The organism is Emticicia aquatilis, assembly GCF_014644295.1.
GTDB classification, from domain to species: domain Bacteria; phylum Bacteroidota; class Bacteroidia; order Cytophagales; family Spirosomataceae; genus Emticicia; species Emticicia aquatilis.
Genome location: NZ_BMKK01000002.1, coordinates 467,681 through 489,084, shown reverse-complemented (window position 1 = coordinate 489,084; position 21,404 = coordinate 467,681). Strand labels below are relative to the sequence as shown.

The 21,404-nt window shown below is 37.2% G+C and carries 18 protein-coding genes; 12 read left to right on the top strand and 6 right to left on the bottom strand.

Annotated elements, in window-relative coordinates; genetic code table 11:
• Positions 1 to 39: 39 nt before the first annotated feature.
• The 7 genes from IEX65_RS06280 (at position 40) to IEX65_RS06250 (ending at position 10,015) form a co-directional block, all read left to right on the top strand.
• A complete protein-coding gene (locus IEX65_RS06280; protein ID WP_188765165.1) occupies positions 40 to 555 on the top strand; it encodes a gluconate 2-dehydrogenase subunit 3 family protein in 516 nt (171 codons plus the stop codon).
• Between the two features lie 24 nt (positions 556 to 579).
• A complete protein-coding gene (locus tag IEX65_RS06275; RefSeq protein ID WP_188765164.1) occupies positions 580 to 2,289 on the top strand; it encodes a GMC oxidoreductase in 1,710 nt (569 codons plus the stop codon).
• 68 nt (positions 2,290 to 2,357) lie between these two features.
• Positions 2,358 to 3,215, top strand: coding sequence for a sugar phosphate isomerase/epimerase family protein (locus IEX65_RS06270; RefSeq protein WP_188765163.1), 858 nt, complete (start codon positions 2,358 to 2,360; stop codon positions 3,213 to 3,215).
• Between the two features lie 159 nt (positions 3,216 to 3,374).
• Positions 3,375 to 6,350, top strand: a complete 2,976-nt coding sequence (locus tag IEX65_RS06265; RefSeq protein ID WP_188765162.1) for a VPS10 domain-containing protein — start codon at positions 3,375 to 3,377, stop codon at positions 6,348 to 6,350.
• A gap of 131 nt (positions 6,351 to 6,481) precedes the next feature.
• Positions 6,482 to 7,306, top strand: coding sequence for a hypothetical protein (locus IEX65_RS06260; protein WP_188765161.1), 825 nt, complete (start codon positions 6,482 to 6,484; stop codon positions 7,304 to 7,306).
• A 189-nt stretch (positions 7,307 to 7,495) separates the two neighbouring features.
• Positions 7,496 to 9,037, top strand: coding sequence for a glycoside hydrolase family 32 protein (locus IEX65_RS06255; RefSeq protein WP_188765160.1), 1,542 nt, complete (start codon positions 7,496 to 7,498; stop codon positions 9,035 to 9,037).
• Between the two features lie 93 nt (positions 9,038 to 9,130).
• Positions 9,131 to 10,015: a carbohydrate kinase family protein gene (locus IEX65_RS06250; RefSeq protein ID WP_188765159.1), complete on the top strand. Its 885-nt coding sequence runs from the start codon at positions 9,131 to 9,133 to the stop codon at positions 10,013 to 10,015.
• Positions 10,016 to 10,056: 41 nt separating this feature from the next.
• Here IEX65_RS06250 and IEX65_RS06245 read toward each other — a convergent pair whose 3' ends face one another.
• Positions 10,057 to 10,410 (bottom strand): DoxX family protein, encoded by a 354-nt coding sequence (locus IEX65_RS06245; protein WP_188765158.1) that lies wholly within the window; start codon positions 10,408 to 10,410, stop codon positions 10,057 to 10,059.
• Positions 10,411 to 10,509: 99 nt separating this feature from the next.
• On the opposite strand from IEX65_RS06245, the gene IEX65_RS06240 reads away from it, so the two are divergent.
• The 3 genes from IEX65_RS06240 (at position 10,510) to IEX65_RS06230 (ending at position 13,631) form a co-directional block, all read left to right on the top strand.
• Complete coding sequence (locus IEX65_RS06240) at positions 10,510 to 11,742, top strand: serine hydrolase domain-containing protein (protein ID WP_188765157.1); 1,233 nt, start codon at positions 10,510 to 10,512, stop codon at positions 11,740 to 11,742.
• Positions 11,743 to 11,884: 142 nt separating this feature from the next.
• Positions 11,885 to 12,634 (top strand): NIPSNAP family protein, encoded by a 750-nt coding sequence (locus IEX65_RS06235; RefSeq protein WP_188765156.1) that lies wholly within the window; start codon positions 11,885 to 11,887, stop codon positions 12,632 to 12,634.
• A gap of 4 nt (positions 12,635 to 12,638) precedes the next feature.
• Positions 12,639 to 13,631: a polysaccharide deacetylase family protein gene (locus IEX65_RS06230; RefSeq protein ID WP_188765155.1), complete on the top strand. Its 993-nt coding sequence runs from the start codon at positions 12,639 to 12,641 to the stop codon at positions 13,629 to 13,631.
• Between the two features lie 42 nt (positions 13,632 to 13,673).
• Here the strand turns inward: IEX65_RS06230 and IEX65_RS06225 are convergent, their stop codons facing one another.
• Positions 13,674 to 14,804 carry a hypothetical protein gene (locus IEX65_RS06225; RefSeq protein WP_188765154.1) on the bottom strand — a complete coding sequence of 377 codons (1,131 nt, stop codon included), beginning with the start codon at positions 14,802 to 14,804 and terminating at the stop codon, positions 13,674 to 13,676.
• Positions 14,805 to 14,909: 105 nt separating this feature from the next.
• Here IEX65_RS06225 and IEX65_RS06220 point away from each other — a divergent pair, with 105 nt between their 5' ends.
• The gene (locus IEX65_RS06220) at positions 14,910 to 15,152 is read left to right on the top strand and encodes a hypothetical protein (protein ID WP_188765153.1); all 243 of its coding nucleotides are present in this window, start codon (positions 14,910 to 14,912) and stop codon (positions 15,150 to 15,152) included.
• 29 nt (positions 15,153 to 15,181) lie between these two features.
• Here IEX65_RS06220 and IEX65_RS06215 read toward each other — a convergent pair whose 3' ends face one another.
• Together IEX65_RS06215 and IEX65_RS06210 are read right to left on the bottom strand one after the other, a co-directional pair.
• The gene (locus IEX65_RS06215; protein WP_188765152.1) at positions 15,182 to 15,634 is read right to left on the bottom strand and encodes a GNAT family N-acetyltransferase; all 453 of its coding nucleotides are present in this window, start codon (positions 15,632 to 15,634) and stop codon (positions 15,182 to 15,184) included.
• Positions 15,635 to 15,730: 96 nt separating this feature from the next.
• Positions 15,731 to 16,771 (bottom strand): RluA family pseudouridine synthase, encoded by a 1,041-nt coding sequence (locus tag IEX65_RS06210; protein ID WP_188765151.1) that lies wholly within the window; start codon positions 16,769 to 16,771, stop codon positions 15,731 to 15,733.
• 32 nt (positions 16,772 to 16,803) lie between these two features.
• Between IEX65_RS06210 and IEX65_RS06205 the strand changes: the two genes are divergently transcribed.
• Complete coding sequence (locus tag IEX65_RS06205) at positions 16,804 to 17,760, top strand: 1-aminocyclopropane-1-carboxylate deaminase/D-cysteine desulfhydrase (RefSeq protein ID WP_188765150.1); 957 nt, start codon at positions 16,804 to 16,806, stop codon at positions 17,758 to 17,760.
• Here the strand turns inward: IEX65_RS06205 and IEX65_RS06200 are convergent.
• Both IEX65_RS06200 and IEX65_RS06195 read right to left on the bottom strand, forming a co-directional pair.
• A complete protein-coding gene (locus tag IEX65_RS06200; protein ID WP_188765149.1) occupies positions 17,757 to 19,400 on the bottom strand; it encodes a hypothetical protein in 1,644 nt (547 codons plus the stop codon). The two genes, IEX65_RS06205 and IEX65_RS06200, sit on opposite strands and share 4 nt — an antisense overlap.
• Positions 19,401 to 19,415: 15 nt before the next feature.
• Entirely contained in the window at positions 19,416 to 21,398 is a 1,983-nt protein-coding gene (locus IEX65_RS06195; RefSeq protein WP_188765148.1) for a fibronectin type III domain-containing protein, read from the bottom strand.
• Between the last annotated feature and the right edge of the window lie 6 nt (positions 21,399 to 21,404).

Below are 21,404 nucleotides of genomic sequence, written 5' to 3'. Positions count from 1 at the left end.
ATTTATTCATAACATTACTATTCAACCTAATTTAATAAAATGAAACGAAGAACCGCACTCAAAAATGTGCTGTTTTCTGCCGCAGGTATGCTTACACTCCCTGCGTGGGGAAATGCTTGGAATTCCAGTACCTTCACTCAAATTTCTTCAATTTTTACTAAAAGTCAAGCAGAAATACTTGATATTTTGGTCGATGCCTTAATTCCGAGTTCAGAAATCATTGGGGCCAAAGATTTAGGCACTTCTGCATTTATCAATCGCATGTTGGCTGATTGTTATGAAACCGAAGTCCAAGAAAATTTCAAAATCGGCTTAGAAACTGCTAATAATTTGGCAAAAGAATCTTTCTCAAAACCATTAGCTGATTGCGATAAAATTCAACGTAAAGAGCTGCTAATCAAACTCTCAAGTACTAATAATGCCCAGCAAAAAGATTTCTTTTCGCTTCTAAAACAGCTAACCGTTCTGGGTTACACCACATCGGAGTATGTTCTCACGAAACATTATAATTATGTAATGGCCCCTGGTCATTATTTTGGTTGCGTAAATGTTTGATAATCAACTTACTAAATAAATCAAATGAGTTTTCTAAACATAGATTCGGTAAAAGCACATACTTTCGATGCAATCGTGATTGGTTCAGGCATAAGCGGAGGGTGGTCTGCCAAAGAATTGTGTGAAAAAGGGCTAAAAACTTTGGTTTTAGAGCGTGGACGTGATGTAAAGCACGTGATTGATTATCCTACAACGATGAAAAATCCATGGGAGTTTGAGCATCGTGGCCAAGTTCCGCTCGAAATACGCAATCAGTACCCAGGTGGACGAATGAGTTTTATGCGAGAAGAAACCATGCACTGGGCCATTAAACCAAACGAACAACCTTATATTGAAGAACAACCTTTCCAATGGACTCGTGGCTATCATGTTGGCGGAAAATCATTGCTGTGGGCAAGACAAACCCAACGTTGGTCGGATTTAGATTTTGAAGGCCCGAAACGAGATGGATTTGCCATTGATTGGCCAATCAGATATGCAGATTTAGCCCCGTGGTACAGTCATGTAGAAAAATTTGCAGGGATTTCGGGCAACAAAGATAATTTACCACAATTACCCGATGGTGAATTCTTACCAGCGTTTGAGATGAGTTGTGTTGAACAACATTTTAGAGACGTAGTTGGTAAAAACTATAAAGACCGACCAATCATTCATGGCCGTTGTGCTCATGTAACTGAGCCAAAACAAATTCATCTCGACCAAGGGCGTGCTTCTTGCCAAAACCGAAATCTGTGTAATCGTGGCTGCCCGTATGGAGGGTATTTTAGTAGTAATTCTTCGACTTTACCTTGGGCAATGAAAACAGGAAAGATGACGCTTCGGCCACATTCGGTTGTCCATTCTATTATTTATGATGAAAAAAAACAAAAAGCAACGGGCGTTAGGGTTGTAGATGCCAATACGAAAGAAGTGATTGAGTTTTACGCAAAAATCATTTTTGTAAATGCTTCAGCACTTAATTCTAACCTTATTTTGTTAAATTCAATCTCCAATCGTTTTCCCAATGGCATTGGTAATGATAGCGGCACTCTCGGAAAATATGTGGCTTGTCATAATTACAGAGGAAAACTAAGTGCCGATGTAGAAGGCTTTTTGGATAAACGAACCGATGGAAAAAATCCAAGTAATGCTTATTTACCGAGATTCCGAAACCTATACAAACAAGAGACCGATTTTCTTAGAGGATACTCGGTAGGTATAGGCAGTGGAAGAGGTTTAGTTCAAAATAGCGGCGGCGTTGGCGAAGAATTAAAACAAAATTTACTAAACCCTAAACTTGGAAATTGGAGCATAAGTAGTTGGATGCAAGGCGAAACTGTGCCAATCGAAAGCAATCATGTAAGGCTTCACGAAACTCTAAAAGACCAGTATGGCATACCTCAGTTGGTTACTTCGGTTTCATGGACTGAAAATGATGATAAAATGGTGAATGATTATATCAAAGAAATGACAGAAATGTTTACCTTAGCAGGGTTTAAGAATGTAAGGGGCGGGGACTCTCATTCTAATCCTGGGGCCGATATTCATGAAATGGGAGGCGTAAGAATGGGAAATGACCCTAAAACTTCGATGCTAAATAAATGGAATCAATTGCACTCCTGTAAAAATGTATTTGTTACTGATGGAGCTTGTATGACTTCTACAAGTACACAAAATCCATCGCTGACCTATATGGCATTTGCGGCTCGGGCAGTTGATTATGCCGTGAAAGAATTAAAAAAAAGTAATTTATAGTAGCACAATCGCTTCGTCGACCCGATTTCTAAATTGTGCTTTAATTTTCAATCTCTAAATAATCAATAATGAAAAAACTAACATTTTTTACACTGCTAATTATGCTCGCTTTCAACCAAGATATTTTTGCTCAACCAAGCAGCAAAAATCTATATACCTATCCATTTGGAGTGCAAGCATATACATTCAGAAATCATTTTCCGAAAGATGTAGCTGGAACTTTGGATAAAATTCAGAAAATGGGTATCACCGAAATCGAAACAAGCGGTGCAAAGGGTGTAACTGACGAGGAATATAAAAAAATGTGTGATGCAAGAAGCATTGCCATTCCTTCGACAGGTGCGGGTTACGAGCAATTAGAAAAACTTTCGATGGATATTGTTACAAAAGCCAAGACTTTTGGAGCAAAATACGTGATGTGTGCTTGGATTCCTCACAAAGGCGATAATTTTACGCTCGAAGATGCCCAAAAAGCAGTTGAAGTATTCAACAAAGCGGGTAAATTTTTAAAAGAAAATGGCCTAACTTTTTGTTATCATCCACACGGATATGAGTTCCGCCCTTACGAAAAAAGCACTTTGCTTGATTATATGTTCAAAAATACCAATCCAGAATATGTATCTTTTGAAATGGATGTTTTATGGGTGCTTCACGGAGGCGGAGACCCAGTAGGATTACTAAAAAAATACGGTAATCGATGGAAATTGATGCACGTAAAAGACTTGAAAAAAGGTGTTGTAGGAGATTTCTCTGGCCACACACCAGCCGAAAATGATGTAGTTTTAGGAACTGGTCAAGCAGATTGGAAAAATATTTTTAAGCTTTCTAAAAAAATCGGAATCAAACATTATTTCATTGAAGATGAAAGCGAACACGAACTCGAAAACGTACCTTTGAGTATTGAATATTTGAAGAATTTGAAGTAAATATGAGGAAAGCCAAGCGAAAGTTTGGCTTTTTTTGTAGAACTATCAATTCAGTGTTCCGATTTCTAAATTGTTCATTGTGAAAAAGTAGTCAAAGTAAAAAGTTTTTTCATAAATTAAACTCCAAATAAATTACCTTCACCAAACCCTCAAAAACACATGAAAATTAAAGTTTTTAGTATAATCTTCTCCTTACTAAGTATCAGCAGTTTTGCCCAAAGTTATAGTCCATCGCTTTTCGATAGCATGAAATGGCGAATGATTGGCCCACATCGTGGCGGTCGAACGGTTGGAGCGGTTGGAGTTCCTCAAAAGCCTAACGCCTTTTACATAGGCGTGAACAATGGCGGTGTGTGGAAAACTACCGACTATGGCCGCACATGGTTTCCTATTTTTGATGACCAACCAACTGGTTCGGTTGGTGATGTTGCCGTTGCCCCATCAAACCCCAATGTCATTTATGTAGCATCGGGTGAAGGAATTCAACGCCCCGATTTATCAGTAGGAAACGGCGTTTATAAATCAACTGATGAGGGTAAAACTTGGGTAAATACTGGCCTGAAAGATGGTCAACAAATTGGAGGTTTAGCGATTGACCCAACCAACGAAAACCGAGTTTTTGCCGCAGTTTTGGGGCATCCGTATGGGCCAAATACCGAAAGAGGTGTTTATCGAACAACCAATGGCGGTAAAACATGGGAAAGAGTATTATATAAAGATGAAAACACAGGTGCGATTCAAGTAACAATTGACCCTAAAAATCCAAATATTGTTTACGCTGACCTTTGGGCGGCTCGTCAAGGGCCTTGGGAAAATGGTGCTTGGCAAGGCCCCGAAAGTGGCTTGTATAAATCGACTGATGGTGGCACAACTTGGAAAAAACTTACAAAAGGACTTCCAACTTATGAGCAGGGTTTAGGCCGAATAGGGTTTTGCATTGCTCCAAGCGACCCAAAACGAATGTACGCAACTGTTGACTCTCCCGAAGGCGGTGGCGTTTTCAAATCAATCGATGCGGGAGAATCTTGGACGCTTGTGAGCCAAGACCCAAGAATTTGGGGGCGTGGAAGTGATTTTGCGGAAGTAAAAGTGCATCCAACAAACCCAGACATCGTATTTAGTGCTGATGTTGATACTTGGAAATCAGAAGATGCTGGAAAAACTTGGACAGCCTTCCGTGGAGCTCCAGGAGGTGATGATTATCACCGACTTTGGATAAATCCAAATAACCCCGACATTATGCTTTTGGCAGCCGACCAAGGAGCCATTATAACAGTCAATGGAGGGCAAACTTTTTCATCTTGGTATAATCAACCAACCGCACAGTTTTACCATGTTAGCACCGACAACGCATTTCCATATAATGTTTACGGTGGCCAGCAAGAAAGTGGTTCGGTTGGTATAGCCTCTCGTGGAAATGACGGTATCATCACATTCAGAGATTGGCATCCAGTAGGAGTGGAGGAATACGGTTATGTAGCCGCCGACCCACTCGACCCAAACATTATTTATGGGGGAAAAATTACCAAATATGACAAAAGAACAGGTCAAACACAAAATATTGCCCCCGAAGCAGTTCGTTCTGGAAAGTATCGCTTTATTCGTACGGCCCCTGTAATGTTTTCACCAGTCGATAAAAAATCTTTGTTTTTTGCAGGAAATGTATTGTTTAAAACAAAAACTGGCGGTGATTCGTGGGAAGTAATTAGTCCAGATTTGACTCGTGAAAGCTATGATAAACTTCCAGCAAGTTTCAATGTTTTTACTACCGACGCAATGAAAAAAATGCCTCGCCGTGGAGTGATTTATGCTGTTGCACCATCACCAAAAGATATTAATGTCATTTGGGCAGGTACTGACGATGGTTTAATTCATGTAACAAAAGATGGTGGAAAAACTTGGCAAAATGTAACTCCACCCACACCACAAGGTGAAAAAGATGAATTTTGGATTTGGTCAAAAATTTCACAAATTGATGCTGGGCAATTTGATAAAAATGTGGCTTATGTGGCCGTGAATAGAATTAGACTTGATGACCAACGTCCGCATATTTTCCGTACAAAAGATGGCGGTAAAACTTGGCAAGAAATCGTAAAAGGATTACCAAATGAGCCAATAAATACCGTTCGTGAAGACCCATCTCGCAAAGGCTTGTTATTGGCAGGTTCTGAAAATGCGGTTTATGTATCGTTTGATGATGGCGAAAATTGGCAGTCTCTCAGACTCAATATGCCCGCAACCAGTATCAGAGATTTGGTAATCAAAGATGATGATATTGTAGTTGGTACTCACGGACGTAGCTTCTGGATTTTAGATGATATTACGCCATTACGTCAAGTTTCTGAGGAAATTACAAAAAACGAGGCGTTTTTATACAAACCACAGAATACTTATAGAGTGCGTTGGAGTACTTATACCGATACACCAATAACACAGGAAGAACCTCAAGGGCAAAATCCACCTGATGGGGCAATTATCAATTATTATTTGAAAGATAAAATTAATAATCCCGTAGTTCTTGAAATTTTCGACTCATCAAAAAAGTTAATTCGTAAGTTTTCAAGCGATGACAAACCTTACGAATTACCCGATTTGAATATTCCTCATTATTGGATTCGCCCGCAGCAAATACTTTCGGCAGAGGCTGGTTCTCATCGTTTTATGTGGGATTTACATTATCCTCCATTAAATTTGCCTCCATCTTATCCGATTTCGGCAGTTTATCAAAATACAGCTCCCGATGCTACTTCTCCGTGGGTGATGCCAGGTTATTATATAGCTAAATTGACAGTAAATGGGAAATCTTACGAACAAACTTTTTTAGTAAAAATGGACCCACGTGTAAAAACTTCGGCAATAGATTTGAAACTTCAGCATGATTTATCATTGGCTTGCTACGAAGGACGTATGAAAATACAAGATGAATTGGCAAAAATGAAAGATTTACGTCAAAGAATCAGAATGACCGAAGAAGGCTTAAAGCAATTTGATGCAAAAGAAGCAAATTTAAAAAAGATTCAATCAGGCTTGGCATCGGTTCATAATATTTTGCAAGATGCTGATAGTAAGCCAACTACGCAGGCGGTTATAAGTGCTAAAGAATTATTGGCAAAATTTGAATCTGCAATGAAGTAAAATGTATTACATCAAATTTCTAAAAGAGTTGCAATTTTTTTGCAACTCTTTTTCATTTCTACGCAACCTAAGTTTTTTTTCTTACGTATAGCCTATGTTAAACTAAGTACGAACCTTTATTCTTCATTCTCATGAAACAAATTTCTAATCTGCTCATTGTCGTAAGTTTTTTATTCTTTATTGTAGTAGGTTGCGAAAAACAAGCATCCGAACCAACTTATGGTATTATGGCAAAGACCACAACTCTTGGTACTGTTTTGACTAATCAGCAAGGAAAAACACTCTATTTTTTCTCATCAGATGTTAGCGGAACTTCGGCGTGTTCAGGAAACTGCTTGACTAACTGGCCAGTTTTTTATGTAGATTTGACAAGTGTTGACCCAACCTTGATAGCAACCGATTTTGGTACTATCACTCGAGCAGATGGAACAAAACAAACAACTTTCAAAGGGTGGCCGCTTTATACATACAGTGGCGATGCCGCTGCTGGCGATGTAAAAGGCGAAAATGTAGGTAGTAAATGGTATGTTGCCAAAACAACTTATACTATTATGTTGGCAAATGCTCAATTAGTTGGTCAAGATGGAAAACAATATACTTCAAAATACACTGAAGGTGCTGGCGATACTCAGTATTTTGTTGATGAAACAGGTCGTACTTTGTATGGTTTTGCCAATGATAAAAAGAATAAAAATAATTATACTAAGTCAGATTTCAGCAACGATGGAACATGGCCAATTTTTGGACTAGATCTAAAAGATGTTCCATCTGCAATTGACAAAAGCTTATTTGGTACAATTACTGTGTTTGGAAAAAATCAGTTGACTTACAAAGGTTGGCCGTTGTACTATTTTGGTTCGGATAATAAAGTACGTGGTGTAAATAAAGGTGTCAGTGTACCACGACCAGGCGTTTGGCCGATTGTTAATAAGGATACGCCTGATGCACCATTATAATAAAAATTTTGACTCTTCTTTAAAGCCACAAAACATAAACGGTCGTCAAATTTGGCGACCGTTTGCTTTTTCTAATGTTTTAAAATCATAAGAAATAGTTTATGAGTGAATTTTGATTGTATTGTACTTAGAATTTTTCTAATAAATTTTTGTTAATTGCAGACAATTTTAATACTTGACTCAAAACCTATGAAAAATCTCATTTTGGCTGTCGTTATGCTTTTTTGTTTCGCTTGCCAACAAAAGAAAGACTCTACAAATACCTATTATCAAGAACAACACCGCCCTCAATTCCATTTCACACCCGAAAAAGGTTGGATGAATGACCCTAACGGACTTGTTTACTACGATGGAGAATATCACATGTTTTATCAACATTACCCAGATAGCACCGTTTGGGGGCCAATGCATTGGGGACACGCCATCAGTAAAGATTTAGTTGGCTGGGAGCATCTCCCGATTGCTCTTTACCCCGATTCATTAGGTTATATTTTTTCGGGAAGTATCGTTGTTGATGAAAATAATACTACGGGTTTTCAGACTGGAAAAGAAAAACCATTGGTTGCGATATTTACTTATCACGATATGGTGAAAGAAAAATTAGGACGAAACGACCGTGAATCTCAAGGAATTGCGTACAGCTTGGATAAAGGCCGAACTTGGACGAAATATGAGAAAAATCCAGTAATACCGAATAAAGGAGATACTGATTTTCGTGACCCAAAAGTTTTTTGGCACGAAGCGAGCAAGCACTGGATTATGCCTTTGGCAGTAGGAAAGAAATTAGAGATTTTTACTTCTCCCAACCTTAAAGAATGGGAAAAAGCCAGTGAATTTGGTTTAAAAGAAAGTGTGAATGACGGTGTTTGGGAATGTCCAGATTTGATTTCTTTCAAAACCGAAGCAGGAGTAGAAAAATGGGTTTTGATACAAAATATTGGTCGTGGTGCTATCAATGGTGGCTCTGGTACGCAATATTTTGTTGGTAATTTTGATGGAAAGACTTTCACTAACGATAATTCGCCCGAAACTAAACTTTGGTTAGATTATGGTGCCGATAATTATGCGGGTGTAACGTGGTTTAATGCACCCAATAACGAAAGAATTTATATTGGTTGGATGTCGAACTGGGACGATTACGCCAATTTAGTGCCTACTTCGACTTGGCGTAGTGGAATGACAGTTCCCCGAAAATTAACATTAATTAATACTCCTGATGGCTACCGTTTAGCTCAAATGCCAGTCAAACAACTTGAAACTTTAAGAATTTCGAGTACAAATATTCCAAAACAGACAATTACTAATACTCTCTCAATTGATAATAAATCGGTTTTAAATGAATTAGATTTGTCATTTGATTTATCTGCATCAACCGCAACAGAGTTGGGCTTTGTTTTATCAAACTCAAAGAACGAAAAATTGATTGTTGGATATGATAAAACTTCAAAACAAATTTTTATTGACCGGACAAATGCTGGAAAGTCTGATTTTTCCTCAAAATTTGCCAAGAAACATAAAGCCCCGTTTAATGATGTCAAAGAGTTGACAATCAAAGCTTTAGTTGATAATGCTTCAATCGAAGTTTTCGTAAATGGCGGAAAAATTGCCATGACAGATTTATTTTTTCCGACCGAAGATTATACAAAAATCGAACTTTACAGCAAAGGCGGAAACACCGAATTGGTTTCTGGAACAATACATCCATTGAAATCAATTTGGGTTAAAAAATAGATTTATTAAAAGTTCATTTTAACCGTAGGAATGTCCTATTTGGACGTTCCCAATTAATTTTTCATTTAATACAACAAGTCATTATTTTAGAAAATGTCGAAGAAAAATATAGTTTGTTTTGGAGAAGTATTGTGGGATTTACTACCAACAGGTAAAATTGCAGGTGGAGCACCCATGAATGTAGCAGTCCATGCCAATCAATTGGGTTTGAAAGCCACCATGATAAGTGCCGTTGGAGATGATGAATTGGGCGAAGGAATTACTTTTTTTTTAGAAAGCAGGGGTTTATCGGTGAAAAACGTTCAGAAAAATGAATATCAAACAGGAATCGTTGAGGTGACTTTAAATGAGCAAGGAAGCCCTTCTTACACAATCATAGAACCTGTTGCGTGGGATTTTATTTGTTTTACCGAAGATGTTAAATCGGCGGTTGAAGAAGCTGATGCGTTGGTTTTTGGTAGTTTGGCTTTGCGTAATGAGGTTTCAAAAAATACACTTCTTACTTTACAATCGTCTGCAAAATTGCGGGTTTTGGATATTAATTTAAGAAAACCTTTCTACTCCGAAGGGCTTGTCAATGAACTTTTTGAAATAGCAGATATTGTAAAAGTCAACGACGAAGAACTGGAAATGATTTGTGCTTGGTATGGGCAGCACTCTGACGAGGAAAATAACGCTATTTACATTAAAGAGCGATATAATCTTAAAGGAATCATTGTTACGAGAGGAGGTAATGGAGCTTTTTTTGTTGATGAAAATAATAAAATCTCAGCTCATGGAGGGTTTAAAGTAACTGTAAACGATACCATCGGAAGCGGTGATTCGTTTTTAGCTTCATTTATTACAAAGTGGTTAAATGGCGAAACACCAGCCGAAGCCTTAAAATATGCTTGTGCCGTTGGGGCCTTTGTGGCAACTCAAAAAGGAGCCACGCCAATAATTTCAGAAGAAGATGTTAAACTAATAATGGAGAATTAAAAATGCAGAATGGATAATGGTAGTTTTTACATTGTCTATTCTCAATTATCAATTAAATAATACGCCCAAGCAATCAATACTAATTGTAACGGAAGTCTTAGCCACAGTAACCACTGTGGTATTTTTTTGAATTTGCCCGAAGTAGCCATATAAATATTGGCTGGAAAAACCGCAATCAACAATAAAATAATTCCCCAAGCTGCCAAAGGTTTTGTTTGGCTGAAAAGTAGTCCAATCCCGAGAATGATTTCCGCAATTCCGCTGATAATCACCATTTCTTCGTGATTCGGAATGTACGGTGGCATGGCTTTCATAAAAAAGTTTTTCTTTGTAAAGTGCGAAATTCCTGCAAATACAAAAAATCCGGCCATCAGATATTGTCCAACTAACTCCATAAGTCTCATCATTAAATTTATTCATCGCAAATTAAGCCAAAAATTGTTTTTAATGGTTTAATTTACAAATAATCTTTATCGGCAAAATAACCTATCATTATGACTAAAGTTCTCTTAACCAGTATTTTACCGCTACTTTCGACTTTCTTCACCATCTGTTTTGCACAAAAAACCAAAACTGAGGCATATTTTCCAGCCGCAAATCAATGGATTTCAAAAAATCCTACTGAATTAGGACTTAATCCTGAAAAAATCAAAGAAACCATCAAATTTGCCCAAGATAATGAAATCAAGAATCCGAGAAATATGGAAGTGTCTCATTATCAGTCATTTGGTAAAGAGCCATTCGGTTTTGCAATTGGTCCTTTTGCCGAAAGAGGCGAACCAACGGGTTTAATTATTCATAAAGGTTACATAGTGGCTCAGTGGGGCGAACCAAGCCGCTGCGATATTACGCATAGCGTGACAAAAAGCTTTCTATCGAGTGTTGTCGGTTTGGCAGTTGACCGAGGTTTAATTAGAAGTGTTTCGGATACCGTTGCTTCTTACGTACCACCAATTGAAATTTATGGAAATCCAGTTAATCGCTCAGCTGATGAATTTGGCAAGCCCGAAATGCTTCATCTTTTTGATACACCACACAACAAAACAATTACATGGAATTCATTGCTCCGCCAAACAAGTGATTGGGAAGGAACGCTTTGGGGCAAACCTGATTGGGCTGACCGACCTGATAAAGATGCAACAAAATGGTTAAATAGACCAAGAAACAAGCAAGGAAGTGTTTATGAATACAATGATGTGAGAGTAAATGTCCTTTCGTTAGCGGCTTTGAACGTTTGGCGTAAACCTTTGCCTCAAGTATTGAAAGAAAATTTGATGGATAAAATAGGGGCATCAAATACATGGCGTTGGACTGGTTACCGAAATTCATGGGTTGTGTTAGATGGGCAGGCTGTTCAGTCGGTTAGTGGAGGAGGACATTGGGGCGGCGGAATGTTTATAAATGCCTTTGACATGGGGCGTTTTGGTTTGCTTTCTTTAAATAAAGGTAAATGGAATGGCCAGCAAATTTTATCAGAAAATTGGGTAAATCAAGCCCTGACACCAACGCCTGCCCAGCCAACATACGGCTACATGAACTGGTTTTTGAATACTGACCAAAAACTCTTACCAAGTGCTTCAGCAAAATCATTTTATCATCTTGGCAATGGTACTAATATGATTTACGTTGACCCCGACCACGATTTGGTGATGGTTGTAAGATGGATTTCTACCGAAGCAATGGACGGTGTCGTGAAGAAAGTTTTAGAAGCATTTCCTCAGAAATAAATATATAAAAGTGTGAAATATAGGAAAATTACATTCAACAAACAAAATATAATTAGTTTATCATAAGTCTTTTATCTCTTGTCTTTTGTCTAAAATCTTTCGTCTAATTATTTAACAACTATCTATTCAAAATAAATTAAAAATGAAAAAAATCAACCTAATTGTAGTCTTGTGTTTTGTGGCCATTGGTGCATTTGCCCAATCGAAGAAAGAGTTTTATGAGTTAAGAACCTACGAACTAAAATTTGGTTCGCCCCGCTCAAACATTGAAAATTACTTCAAAAATGCCCTTTTTCCAGCTTTAAACAAGTATGGCGTTAAGAACATTGGAGCATTTGGTGAAATGGGACTTTCTGACCCCGGTAAAATTTATATTCTGATTCCTTATGCTTCAATCGAAGAATTTGCCTCGGTCAATGCAAAAATTAAAACCGATGAAGATTTTTTGAAAGCAACTCAAGAATATAACGCTTTACCACCAGAAAAAGCACCTTATGCAAGATATACGTCTTCGTTGATGAATGCTTTTGATGGAATTCCTCAACTCGTAAAGCCAACTGCCGACCAAAAACTATTTGAATTGAGAATCTATGAAAGTTATTCAGAAGATGCGGCTCGCAGAAAACGTAAAATGTTTAATGATGAAGAATTGAAGATTTTTAGAGATACCAAACTCAATTCGGTGTTTTTCGGAGAAGTAATTGCTGGCGAACACATGCCATGCCTTACGTATATGTTGGCTTTTAAAAACATGGAAGAACGTGATGCCAACTGGAAGGTATTCAGTGCAAACCCAGATTGGAAACGTATTTCGAGTGCCGCCGAATATGCCAATTCTGTTTCGCACATTATCCGAGTTTTCTTAGTGCCATTGCCTTATACTCAACTCTAAGACTATGAAAAAATATTTCATATTTCTCTCAATAATGTGCTTAGCCTTGACATTGAAAGCACAAAACCAAACATATGCCGAGAAATTAGGTTTTCCGAAAGGAGCCAAAGTCGTCATCATGCACGTTGATGATGTCGGGATGTCGTATGATTCAAATGTTGGTGCAATCAGAGCAGTTGAAGAAGGAGTTGCTACTTCTATGAGTGTTATGATGCCTTGCTCGTGGGTGCCAGGTTTTGTTCATTACCTTAAAAATCACCCTCAAATTGATGCGGGTTTACACCTTACGCTTACTTCCGAATGGAAAGATTATCGTTGGGGGCCGTTAGCTGGCAAGCCAACCGTACCGAATTTGGTTGATTCAGAAGGAGCTATGTGGCGAAGTGTTGAAGAAACCGCCAAACACGCATCGGCTGATGAAATAGAAAAAGAAATCAGAAGTCAGCTGGAGCGAGCAAGAGCGATGGGCTTCGAACCAACACACATGGACTCGCACATGGGAACGCTCTTTGCTCGTCAAGATTATTTAGAACGCTATTTCAAGGTTGGTATTGAAAACAAAATTCCTGTGATGTTTCCAGGTGGCCACGATACTATGATTATGCGTGATGGAGCAGCTGGATTGACTTTAGAACAAGCTCAAAAAATTGGTAAGATGCTTTGGGATGCGGGTTTACCAGTTTTAGATGATTTGCATAATATCAGCTACGGCTGGACGATGAATAAAGTGAAAAATCCTGACGAAAAGGCTTTGCAACAATACAAAACTCGAAAATATATTGAATCTTTCAAGGATTTGCAAGCAGGTGTAACTATGGTGATTATGCACTGTACTTCGCCAACTGAAGTTTTTGAACATATTTCTGATTCTGGAAATACTCGCCGTGGCGATATGCTGGCCATGATTGACCCAGCATTAAAAAAGTATATCCAAGACAATGGAATCATTCTTACGACTTGGAGAGAACTGAAACAAAGAAGAGATAAAGTTAAGTAAGCAAGTAAAACGCCCAACTTGAAAAGCTGGGCGTTTTATTTTTTACATCATTCCAAAAATATCATTCATATTAAAACCTCGGCGTTTTCTGGCTTTTTGTTCTTGTCGAAATTGGTCAATTAGATATTTTACTTGGTCGCTATCTTTATAAAATGGAGCTTGTTTTTCTTCGTTTTTGATAATTTTCTTTAATTGAGCGATTTCTTTCTTAAATTTTGTTTCCAAAGTTTGATAGCCATCTGAGCCAAAGCGTTCATAAAGAGATGGCCCAAAAAATGAACTCTGACCAAATGATGTTACTTCCGAAAGTTCTTCTTCTAATTCTGCAACTTGTTGTTTTAATAACTTTACATAGTATTTTAAACTTTCATCGTTGCTATGCTCGAAATCAGTACCCAAAAGTTCGAGCCTAAGGCGAAGTAAGTCAAATAAATCATCTTTTTCGTAGGCTTCGGTTATTCGGTGCATCAATAGCGTTTTGCGTTCTTTTTCGAGTTCATCTTTTTCACGGTCTGGGTGAAAAGCTTTCACCAATTCCATGTAAATCTGTCGGCACGTTTTATTCAAATTCTTTTCTTCCAGTCGCTGTTTCTCTTCTTTTTCAATTTGTTTAGCAGTTTTCTTGCGATTTGCTTTTCGTGCCTCATACTCGGCTTCTTCTGCTGCCATTTGCTGTTCGAAGTACTCTTGAAATTTTTCAGGGTCGCTTAGGTCCACATCATCATCTATCTGCATTCCAAACATTGACGAAAAAGACTCCTTCAAAGTTTCAGAGGCCATTTTGTTAGCTTCTTCGTTGGCTTCATCAAAGCTTACACCATTATTGTGACGCGTAAATATTTCGTTCAATTCATCCGATTCTATTCGAGTGATAAATTCACCAGTTCTTTCAAGAATCATTTCCGAGAGTGTTTCATTGTCTCTTTTTTTGAAAATTCCCTGCTGATAGAGAGCATCCAAATAAATAATTTCTTTTACTTGAATATCAATCAATTTTCTTTCTAAGGGCAGAATATCAACCTGAATTTTTACCTGTATTTGTTCAATCTCAGACTTGACAAACTCAATTTCTTGTTTTAGCGAATTAATTTTCTGAATACTCGAATTGAATTGTTTTTGCAATTTTGTTAGAACCGCTGAATTTTGCTTTTTTATTTGAATGAGTTCTGACATCAGAATGAAATAAGATTTTTGAAGGAATTAAGTTGCAAAATGTTATTTTTGCGGAAAATGGATAGGCTGAATATGAAACGACATTTTTCAGCGTTATAAAATCAAATGAAATACTTTGTACTGATATTGATATTTTTATCGGCACTCCAAAGTTGCTATGTTTATCGCCCTTGTCCAGTTAAATCCTGCAAGGTAGAAATGGAACATAAACACGGTGGACGAACCTTTAACCCTCGTAAATTTTGGAAGGGGAAAATTCATTATATAGGTGAAAAAGCCATGAAAGACCGCAAAAAACAACAAAAACTCCAGAAAGAACGTCGTAGAATGGAACGCCAACGTAATTAGTAGGCAGAATAAATCTAAGATTTGTTCTACTAAAAATCTAAATGACAGTTTATCCAGCCTTCATCAAAGCGAGTTGGGAAATTTTTACGATAAAAATTGATGGCTGGTTCGTTCCAATCAAGCACTTGCCACATCATACCTGTGCATTCAGTATTTTTTGCCTCTTCGATTACTTTATCGAAAAGGAGTTTGCCGAGTCCATGACCACGCATCGCTTCCGTAACCACAATATCTTCGAGGTATAAACGCTTACCTTTCCACGTAGAATAGCGGTAGTAATAGATTGAAATGCCTTGAATTGTGCCATCCACTTCAGCCACAAAACAACCAAAAATCTTATTTTTGCCAAATCCATCCTTGAGCATCATTTCTACTGTATTTGTCACTTGTTGAGGCTCTTTTTCATAGACCGCCAACTCGTACACCAGTTCATGTACTCGCTCAACATCGGCTTTTTTTATTTTTCTTATCTTGATTTTCATAGTTTTAGCCTCAATACTTTGTGAGGAGAAGGTAAAATTTAATTGATTAGGTATTTAGTTACTTAATTTTAAATGTCTTTTATTTTCGATTATAATTTAGGAACGTTCGTTGTTGACATATCCTTCCCATTTTTCGAGAACTGCCTTGAAATCATCGGGTAATTCGGTATCAAATTGCATCCATTCTTTGGTTCTTGGATGTACAAAACCAAGAGTTTTGGCGTGAAGGGCTTGCCGAGGCATTACTTCAAAGCAATTTTCGACGAATTTTTTATAGTTCGAAAACTGTTGACCTCTCAAAATCTTATCGCCGCCATATTCAGAGTCACTGAAAAGTGTATGCCCTAAAAACTTCATGTGAACTCTGATTTGGTGCGTACGACCTGTCTCTAAATTACACTGAATCAACGAAACGTAACGTAAATCTTTCAGGATTTTGTAATGTGTAATTGATTCCTTACCGTGAGACGCATCTAGATACACCTCGCTCAGTTTTCGGTTTTTAAGACTTCTGCCGATGTGGTTATGAATAGTACCAGTTACCTCTTTCGGAACTCCCCAAACGAGTGCATAATAAGTGCGTTCGATTGAATGGTCAGAAAATTGTTTGGCAAGAAAAGTCATTGAAAAATCGTTTTTGGCAATCACCAAAAGGCCAGAAGTATCTTTATCAATTCTATGCACTAATCCTGGCCGAATTTCTCCGTTGCGGTGAGTTGGTAGGTTTTTCAAGTAATAAACCAATCCATTTACGAGCGTTCCAGACCAATTGCCAACCGCAGGATGCACGACCATACCCGCAGGTTTGTTCACCACCATGAGGTCTTCATCTTCATAAACAATATTGAGCGGAATATCTTCTTCGAGTAATTCATGGTCACGTGGAGGGCGTGGTAACGAAAATGTAATTACATCGAGGGGCTTTACTTTATAACTTGCTTTTACGGTTATGCCATTTACCTTAATTGCCTCAGCATCAATCGAATTCTGAATTTTATTTCGAGAAACATTCTTTGTGAAATGTGGTAAATATTTGTCAAGTCGCATCATTACTTGTCCTTTATCAACCACAATTCGCTGATGTTCAAATAACTCGTCTTCCTCTTCGTTTTCAATATTATCTTGTTCTTCAATCATTATCCTTAAATTTACCGCAAATTTAAGATAAAATGACCGATATTTCTGCAAACATCACTTTCGCTGAGCAAATTAATCAAATTTTGACCTTGCCGTCGCCTTTGCAAAAACTAAATGATGATAAATTTTTAGCTCATGGAATGGAAGTTTTTGTGAAAAGAGATGATTTGATTCACCCAGAGATTTCGGGAAATAAATGGCGAAAACTAAAATATAATTTATTGGACGCTCAAAAGCAGGGGATTCGCCAAATAGTAACTTTCGGAGGAGCCTATTCCAATCATATTTATGCAACAGCGGCCGCAGGAAAGTATTTTGGCTTTGAAACAGTAGGAATTATCAGAGGAGATGAATTGAACGAAAATTCTTCGGAAACACTCAGATTCGCTTCAAAATGCGGTATGAAATTGCATTTTGTGACAAGAACTGAGTATCGAAATTTGAGGGAGCAACCAGATTCTAATTCGATTATTCAATCATACAGAAATGCCAGAATTATTCCTGAAGGCGGCACTACACCTTTATCACTCAGCGGAGTAGGGGAAATGGTTGATGAAATTCTACAACAATTTGGGCAGGCTCCCGATTATATTCTTTGTCCAGTTGGAACGGCAGGAACGATTTCTGGAATTATTGCCAATACCAATAGCCAAACTAAGGTTATTGGAGTCTGCGTCTTAAAAAACGGACAATATTTATTGAATGAAATTGATACTTTATTAAAAAGTAATACAATGTCAAACGATGGCAGGGTTTTAAACCCAGCCATCGTTAATTATGAAATTCTATGGAATGAAAATCATGGCGGGTACGCAAAAAAAACACCCGAATTGATTGATTTTGTTTCAAAATTTAATGCTGTGCATGATTTTGAAATCGAACCAATCTATTCGGGTAAAATGTTTTTTGCTTTTTATAAGCACTTTTTAGAAATCATTAAACCTAATTCAAAGGTTGTTTTGATTCATACGGGTGGGCTTAGACCTTAATTTTTCCCTGTATTAAAATTCAAAACAGAGCCGTAAGTTGTCACCCCATTTGAAATTACATAAGACCTGTAATAGTAGGTTCTACTTCCTTGTAAACCATTTGCTTCAATCGTAAATCGAGCAGGAAATGAAGCTGGATTACCTGTTTTCGAGCCTTTTGAGTCGGCAGTGGTAGGGGTTGAATTGGCAAATGACCAACACATTCCATATTCAGTAATATCGTAGCTACCTTTTGTCAATAAGGTTCCATTCAGGTTTCTAACCAAATCATTCACAACTGTTTGTCCATCAGTCGAAAGTGTTGGTAAAACAACTGGGTTTGTCTTGAAAGTCAGCACACTTCCGTAGGTAGTTACACCATTTGAAACCACAAATGCACGGAAATAATAAGTTGTATTTGCCGTAAGATTGTTGGCATCTTCGCTGAATATCGTTGGAAATACCACAAGATTATTTGTTTTACTTGCTTTTGAGTCAGCAGTTGTTGGTACTGAATTTCTCGAGGACCAGCAAATTCCATATTCATTAATATCATAAGAGCCTTTTGTTTCTACAATGCCTTGTAGTTTAGCTGAATTAATGAAAACAAGTAAAACTGCATCGGTTTTTACACTTGGTAAAGTTACATTTAAAGTCTTGAAAGTAAGTGTATTTCCGTAGGTAGTTACGCCATTAGAAATGACATACGCTCTGTAATTATAGGTGGTATTTACTGCCAAATTTGTCGCATCAACTGTATAAGCACTTGGGAAAGTTGTTATGTTTCCAGTTTTGGCTGCTTTTGCATCTGCCGTGGTTGGATTTGTGTTGGTTGACGACCAACAAATTCCATATTCAGTAATATCAAATGTACCTTTGCCAGTTACCGTACCTTGTAATTTTGCAGAATTTATTGAAATATTAGACGCTATATCAGTAGTAATCGTTGGTTGAGTGATTGCCAAAGTTCTGAAATTTAATGAATTTGCGTACGTTGTTACACCATTTGAAATGACATAAGCTCTGTAATTATAATTTGTATTAACTGCTAAATTGGTTATTTCAAATGTAAATGAACTTGGGAAGGATGTCACATTGCCTGTTTTAGCAACTTTCGAGTCTGAAGTTGTTGGACTTGCGTTTGTTGACGACCAAACAATTCCATATTCAGTAATATCAAAAGTACCCTTAGCTTCAAGTGTACCCTGCATTTTGGCAGAATTGATAGTGATGCTGGTAGCAGCATCAGTTCTTATCTTTGGTTGAATAATGTCCGAAGTTTTAAAAGTAATCGCATTACTAAAAACTGGCCCTGATGAAATAGACGTATATGCCCTAACATTGTAGGTCGTGTTGGGTTTCAGGTTTTGAATGACGTCAGTAAATGCTATCGGAGTTGGCGTTACAGGGTCAATTGCTCCGTGAGATGTTTTTGTGTCGCTTAAAGTAGGCGAAGCATTGGTTTCAGAATAGACAAAACCATAATCAGAAATATTTTGATTGCCCGAATCTGTTATATTGGTCGAAAGGCGTGCTGTAGCCGTTGAAACCTCCGAAATTGTTACAACATCAAGCGTTGGAGGTGTTACTTCTACTTCTGGTTTTTTACAGCCAATGGCTAAAAGTACTAAACAAACGAAAATTTTAATATTATTTTTCATGGTAATAACTGTTTATTAGTTGTTTATCAAAATTGGCTCACTTCTGTTTCCTTCTTTGCCTGATAAATCAACCGTAGCGATTTGATAGATATAAATTTTACCCTTGACCACATTATTGTCGGTAAATTTTCTTTGATTTTTGTCAAGAGTAGCAATCAACTTCGACACACCTTCGTCTTCTGAACGATAAATTTTGATATTCTTAATGCGACTTTCATCAATTTCAGTCCATTTTAGTAAAATACTTTTATCTTTTCTCTCGAATCCAATTTCGTCTGGAGTCATCAAAAATTTCCCTGTTAGGTCTAAAGATAATACTCTACTTTGGTTACTACTATGATTTTGAGCATCTAAACTGACAATTACGTATTGATATTTATTTTCGGAGAAAAAAGAAGAGTCAACGTAATAATTATGGACAAATGAAAGCCCCTTTGGCGTAATTATTTTAAAGTCTTTTTCTGACTCTGATTTTCTTAGTACTTGATAACCAAGTACTTGTGGGTTTTCGATATTTAGATTTTCCCAAGTAATCATTGCTTTGCCATCTCTGAATGTTAGATTCAAATCAACGGGTGCTTTTAATTGATTTCTCACTTGATTTCCTTGAGGGCGGTATGAAACCGTATCAGAAAAAGTACTTTTTTCATAAGTATCGCTTTCTGCTCTGATTGAATAAAAGTATGTGGATTCAGTATCGAGTTTTGTTGTATCGGTATATTTTCCAGTTCCATTTTTACTTAGAATGATGGGAGATATTTGCATGAAATCGCTTTTTATACCTTCTTTTCGGAAGACATAAAATCCACGAGAATTGGGGTCAGTTGCCTGCCAACTAAGCTCAATACCTTGTGGTGTAAGTTTTGAAGTCAAATTACTTGGTGGGGTAGGTATATACGAGCCTTCATATACCTTTTGGTATTTGATAGTTTTACGTTTATTGCCAAAAATATCAGTTACTTCAAAATAGTAGAAATAGAGTTCGTTGGCTACTTCAATTCCATCGGTGTAGATTTCATCTGTTTTATTGAATCGAGCAATCGACTCAAAGTTTTTATCAAAATCTCTACTTCTAAAAAGGGCAATGTTTTGTACAAAATCTTTTTGAGTTAAATTCCAAGTAAGTACAAAAGCTCTGCGGTCTTTGGCGGGTTCGATTTTTATATTTGTTATTTCGGGTATAAGTTGAGTTGGAATATTATTTCCTTCAAAATTGTAAGTGGTTGTGTCTTTATTACCAAAAATATCGCTTAAATGTACTTGATAATCAAATTGAGCATAAGTTGTTAGCGTAGTATCGCTTAGAATAATGCTTTCCTTTTTCTTATCACTTGGTAAAGAAATTGCAGGTTTTATTGTTTGATATTCATTGCTTTTTGAAGTGAAAAGTTTTCGTTTTACTTCAAATTTTGTCAGCATAAAAAGCTGTTTTGGGTAAGCAAATTCAAAATTTATTGCTTTATCAGTAGTTGTTTGACCAAGCTCTTGCAAGCGAGGGAAATATTTTTGTTTGAGATAAACAACCGCATTTGCCGAAGTAAAAAGAATGTTTCGACCATCGGTTAATTGATATTGATATTTTGTATTTGGGCGAACATCTTTATCGAGATATGCCAAACCAAAAATATACTCAAATTGAGGAACAACACTCACAAGGCTTAAAATATTGGGTTTTTGAGCCTGATAGCTCGCCCAAAACTTGTCCAAATCTTTATCGGTTGGTCGTGAGCCTTCTACGAAAACTTCGGATGCTTGAAAAATCTTGCGTTTTACTTCTTCAATTGATGTTGGAGCATTAATTTTTGCGATTGATTTATAGGTAGTTTCATTACTCGCTTTTCTGAGTAATTCAAAGTTTTTGCCAATGAGAGTTTTTTGTCCAAACTCAATAAAAATCCCATTTGGAGTATTAGTAATTCTAAATGGATTTTGAGTTTTTTGAGCAAATACGTTTGCTGAAAAGAGCAAACAAATCATTATATATTGAATACTTTTCATAGTTTT